The sequence below is a fragment of the Mesorhizobium sp. M2A.F.Ca.ET.067.02.1.1 genome, assembly GCF_004023285.1.
In the GTDB taxonomy this organism is placed as follows: domain Bacteria; phylum Pseudomonadota; class Alphaproteobacteria; order Rhizobiales; family Rhizobiaceae; genus Mesorhizobium.
Genome location: NZ_RZSB01000478.1, coordinates 1 through 4733, shown reverse-complemented (window position 1 = coordinate 4733; position 4733 = coordinate 1). Strand labels below are relative to the sequence as shown.

The following is a 4733-nucleotide window of genomic DNA, read 5'->3' as shown; positions in this document are numbered from 1 at the left end:
ATGAGGTGCAGCACCGCATTGGTCGATCCGCCGATGGCTCCGTTGACGCGGATGGCGTTCTCGAAGGCCTGCCGGGTGAGGATTTGCGAAATCGTCACGTCCCGGTGCACAAGGTCGACGATCTGCCGCCCGGCGAGCTGCGCAAGCACGCCACGGCGCGAGTCGACCGCCGGTATGGCGGCATTGTCCGGCATGCCGATGCCCAGCGCCTCGACCATGCTGGCCATTGTGGAAGCGGTGCCCATGGTCATGCAGCTGCCGGCCGACCGGCTCTGGCCCTGCTCCGCGGCGAGGAAGTCCTCGACCTTCATGCGCCCGGCCTTCACGTCCTCGGCGAATTTCCAGACATGGGTGCCGGAGCCGATGTCCTGGCCGCGGAACTTGCCGTTCAGCATCGGGCCGCCTGACACGGCGATGGTCGGCAGGTTGCAGGACGCCGCCCCCATCAGCAGCGACGGCGTGGTCTTGTCGCAGCCGACCATGAGCACGACGCCGTCGATGGGGTTGCCGCGAATGGACTCTTCGACGTCCATGCTCGCCAGATTGCGGAACAGCATCGCGGTCGGGCGCATGTTGCTTTCGCCGAGCGATGTCACGGGAAATTCGACCGGCAGGCCGCCGGCCTCATAGACGCCGCGCTTGACGTGATCGGCAAGCGCCCGCAAATGCGCATTGCACGGGGTCAGTTCCGACCACGTGTTGCAGATGCCGATCACCGGGCGACCGTCGAACGCATCGTCCGGAATGCCCTGGTTCTTCATCCAGCTGCGGTGCATGAAGGCGTTCTTGCCTTCACCGCCGAACCAGGCTGTCGACCGCAGCTTTCGTCTTTCGCTCACTATCTCTGCTCCTTACGGCGCCTGTTGCGGTTCTCGACGCTGCGGCGAACGTCTTCCTCGGCATTGTCGATGAGGACGAGAAGCGCCTGCTGCGCGCCGCTTCCATCGCCGGCGGCGATCTTCTCGGCCACCTCGCGATGCAGCGGCAGCGAGTGGCGCTGCCCCTCCGGATTGTCGTTGGAGAGACGGAAGCTCATCATCAGGGCCGTTTCGACCAGCGCCGCCAGCGAGCCGATCAGCTCGTTGCCCGTCATGCGCAGGATGGTCTGGTGGAAGATGAGGTCGGGCTTGGCAAAGCGGTCGCCGTCGTCGCCCACGGCCTCCATTTCGGCGAGCGCGGCGTTGAGATCGGCAAGCTGCGCCGGCGTCGCGCGCTTGGCCGCAAGCGCGGCCGACATCGGCTCGATCGCCCGGCGCAGCTCGAAAAGGGCGGTGACGTCCTCGGCGCTGACGCCCGCCGCGTAGCGCCATGAAAGGACGTCCGGATCGAGGAAATTCCAGTCGGAGCGTGGGCGCACCCGGGTGCCGGTCTTAGGCCGCGACTCGACCAGCCCCTTGCCCGCCAGGACCTTGATGGCCTCGCGCAGCACGGTGCGGCTGACGCCCAGCATCTCACTGGAATCATCGGCATTGGGGAGTGCCTCGCCCGGCAGGAAATCGCCCTGGACAATGCGCAGCCCGATCTGCTCGACGACCGTCGCATGCAGCGCCGTCGAGCCGCTGGCGACCGCCGCGACGATCCGCGACCTGCGTGCGGTGCTGAAGGATTTTGTATTCTTCATACTATTCATATGATATGTCTTTATCCAGCTATAGATGAGAGTCAAGCCGCTGGAGAGAGGATGGATGGAAATTTTGAGACAAGAGGCGCGGACGGCCTGGTCACGATCACCGACGGTCTGGCGACGGTCGAGATCGCCCCGGCCGCCGGCGGCGCGCTGGCGTCATATCGCTGGCGGAAAAATGGGCATGCCGTCGATTGGCTACGCCCCGCCCTGCCCGCCGCGTTCGACAGCCGCGACGCGGGCGCGATGGCCTGCTTTCCGCTGGTCCCCTACTCCAATCGTGTAAGGGGCGGCCGCTTCAGCTTCGCCGGCCGGACCATAGAGTTGCCGACGCGACCAGACGACCCGCATTATGAGCACGGCCATGGCTGGCGACTGCCGTGGACGCTGGCCGGACACCAGCAAGGCAGGGCGGTCCTGCGCTATCGCCACGATGCCGATTCCTGGCCCTGGAGCTACGAGGCCGAGCAGAGGATCGGACTCGTACGGGCTGCCTGAGCATCCGGATCTCATTGCGCAACCTCTCGGACACGCCCATGCCGGCCGGGTTCGGGCTTCATCCCTATTTTCCCGCCACGCCGTGGACGCATATCCAGGCCGATGTCACCGGGATGTGGGAAACCGACGCCCAGGTTCTGCCCACACGCCATGTTTCGCCGCCCGCGGGCGCCGATCCGACAACGGGCTTCGACGTCGCCGAGGCCGCATTCGACACCGTCTTCACGGGATGGACACGCCGTGCCCGCATCACCTGGCCGGATGAGGAACGGCTATTGGACATCGAGGCCGAAGCACAGCTCGATTTCCTGGTGCTCTACACACCGCCAGGCGAGCCGTTCTTCTGCGCCGAGCCGGTCAGCAACGTCACCGACGCCTTCAACCGGTTGGACGAAGACACAGGCTGCATGGTGCTCGCGCCTGGCGAGAGCCGCTCGGCAAGCGTCCGCTTCATGCCGTCACAGACAGTCTGATGTATGCCGCCCAGAGCCACGGAGCGGGTTCCGGTTGGCGCACCTTGGGGCGTGCGCTCCTCAGCCGACGGATGCCGGAAGCCATCGCTTTTCGACAAGGCAGACCATCGTGTAGGCAGGATCAAAGACGTTTCCGACGTGATACCGGACAACCTGTCCCATCAGATGCGATGCGGCGGCAGCGGACAATCCATAATCGCTGGTCAGCCAGTTGAGCATGTCCGTGGTCGCATGCTGAAGGGCCTGATCCAGCGGCCGAGCGTTGCCGACCGAGAAAATGTGCGTTTCGTTTTCACCGCGAGGCCATGTCAACCGCCTGTTCTTTTCCACGCTCAAGCGTAGCTGCACTTCAAAACAGGTCTCGATCCCGGTTCCGACGATCTCCCCATCGCCTTGCGTTGCATGGCAATCGCCCGCGAAGAAAAGCGCACCCTCCACGGCGACGGGAAACCAAACGGTCGCGCCAGGCCGAAAGCCGCGATAATCCATGTTCCCGCCATTCTCCGCGCTTGTCGCGGTGGAGAAAGCCTGGCCCATCGCGGGCGCCACGCCAAAGCAACCGATCATCGGTTCGAGCCGCAGCACGAAGTTCTCAAGGCCTGGCGGCGGCTCCTGCAACTTCACTGTTCGCGATTCCAGATCGATCAGCCAGTCGGCTCTGTCGCGCGCCGGCAATTGGCGAGCAGCCTCGGGATCGACAACATTCGCGGCGAGCGACGAGATCGTCCAGCCGGAGGGGCGGATAGGATCCATGCGCAGGATGTCCACGCGGAGCGCGTCGCCCGGTTCGGCTCCCGTCACGAAGACCGGGCCGTTCATCGGGTTTGGACCATGAGCCGGTCGCGCACCGTTCTTGTCGAAGCCCCTGGCGTCCAGCGTCTCCGTGATCACGACATCGCCGGATGCAATTGTGAGCGCCGGCGCGACCGTCCCGAGGACATTGTGCCACGTGCTGTTGATGAGCTTGTGCGTTGCCATGGAATGGCAGTAGCGAAGGTGTTGCCGCGCGGCAAGTGCGCGGATCGAGATCCTGGCGCCCGATCGTTCCATTGGTATCGGCGAGTTGGCCGCCACGATGCAGGACGGACCTGGCGCCAGCCCGACAAATCCAGTGCCTGGCCTAAACCTTTTCCACCAACAGGCGTTGTTGTCCACCCGGCCGGTTTTCCAGGCGACCGGCAAACCGGACGATGGAGAGGCTCAACCGATGTATTTCATGGCATTGGCCACCGACTATGACGGCACGCTGGCGCATGATGGCCTGGTCACCGCGAGCACGATCTCGGCGCTGGAGAAGCTGAAGAAATCCGGGCGAAAGCTCGTCCTGGTCACCGGGCGCGAGTTGCCCGATCTGAAGGAAGTCTTTCCCGAACTCTCCCTGTTCGACAAGGTCGTGGCCGAAAACGGCGCGCTGATCTACACGCCGGCCAGCGAGGAAGAGCGCACGATCTCGCCCTCGCCCCCTGCGGATCTCATTGAAAAGCTCAAGAAGCGCGGCGTGAAGCCGCTCTCGGTCGGGCGATCGATCGTCGCTACCTGGGAGCCGCACCAGGCGACCGTGCTCGATGTCATCAAAAAGCTCGGGCTGGAGCTGGAAATCATCTTCAACAAGGGCGCGGTGATGATCCTGCCCTCGGGCGTCAACAAGGCGACCGGGCTGGCGGCGGCGCTCGAAGACCTGAAGCTGTCGCCGCACAATGTCGTGGCCGTCGGCGACGCCGAGAACGACCACGCCTTCCTCAGGGCCTCGGGCTGCAGCGTCGCGGTGGCCAACGCGCTGCCCGCCGTCAAGGAAACCGCGGATCTCGTCACCAAGGAGGTGCGCGGCAAGGGCGTCGAGGAACTGATCCGCAAGCTGATCAAGCACGACCACCTCATTGCCAAGAAGCGCTTGGGCGGCGTGCTGCTCGGAACTTCGCGCGGCAAGGACATCTATCTGTCGCCGACGGAAACAGTGCTGATCGCCGGCAGCTCGGGCATCGGCAAATCGACCCTGGCCACGGCGCTCACCGAGCGGCTGGTCGAGAAGGGTTTGCAGTTCTGCATTTTCGACCCCGAGGGCGACTATGACGGGCTGAAAGGCGCGGTGCCGCTCGGCAACGGCTCGACCGCGCCCAACAAGGAGCAGCTGCTGGAAC

General features: G+C 64.6%; 6 protein-coding genes. 3 read left to right on the top strand and 3 right to left on the bottom strand.

What is annotated here, in order from left to right; all coding sequences use genetic code 11:
• Both EOA28_RS25505 and EOA28_RS25500 read right to left on the bottom strand, forming a co-directional pair.
• The coding region (locus EOA28_RS25505; RefSeq protein WP_245501591.1) for a dihydroxy-acid dehydratase at positions 1-776 on the bottom strand (776 nt) is incomplete at its 3' end.
• 62 nt (positions 777-838) lie between these two features.
• Positions 839-1630: a FadR/GntR family transcriptional regulator gene (locus tag EOA28_RS25500; protein ID WP_245463219.1), complete on the bottom strand. Its 792-nt coding sequence runs from the start codon at positions 1628-1630 to the stop codon at positions 839-841.
• A 51-nt stretch (positions 1631-1681) separates the two neighbouring features.
• Here EOA28_RS25500 and EOA28_RS40975 point away from each other — a divergent pair, with 51 nt between their 5' ends.
• Both EOA28_RS40975 and EOA28_RS40970 read left to right on the top strand, forming a co-directional pair.
• Positions 1682-2122: a hypothetical protein gene (locus EOA28_RS40975; RefSeq protein WP_281058999.1), complete on the top strand. Its 441-nt coding sequence runs from the start codon at positions 1682-1684 to the stop codon at positions 2120-2122.
• A gap of 38 nt (positions 2123-2160) precedes the next feature.
• The gene (locus tag EOA28_RS40970) at positions 2161-2595 is read left to right on the top strand and encodes a hypothetical protein (RefSeq protein ID WP_245490175.1); all 435 of its coding nucleotides are present in this window, start codon (positions 2161-2163) and stop codon (positions 2593-2595) included.
• 60 nt (positions 2596-2655) lie between these two features.
• Here the strand turns inward: EOA28_RS40970 and EOA28_RS25490 are convergent, their stop codons facing one another.
• The gene (locus tag EOA28_RS25490) at positions 2656-3573 is read right to left on the bottom strand and encodes an acetamidase/formamidase family protein (protein ID WP_127253617.1); all 918 of its coding nucleotides are present in this window, start codon (positions 3571-3573) and stop codon (positions 2656-2658) included.
• A 229-nt stretch (positions 3574-3802) separates the two neighbouring features.
• Here EOA28_RS25490 and EOA28_RS25485 point away from each other — a divergent pair.
• Positions 3803-4733 (top strand): HAD-IIB family hydrolase (locus EOA28_RS25485; RefSeq protein WP_128315411.1); only part of this gene is annotated, 931 nt, incomplete at its 3' end.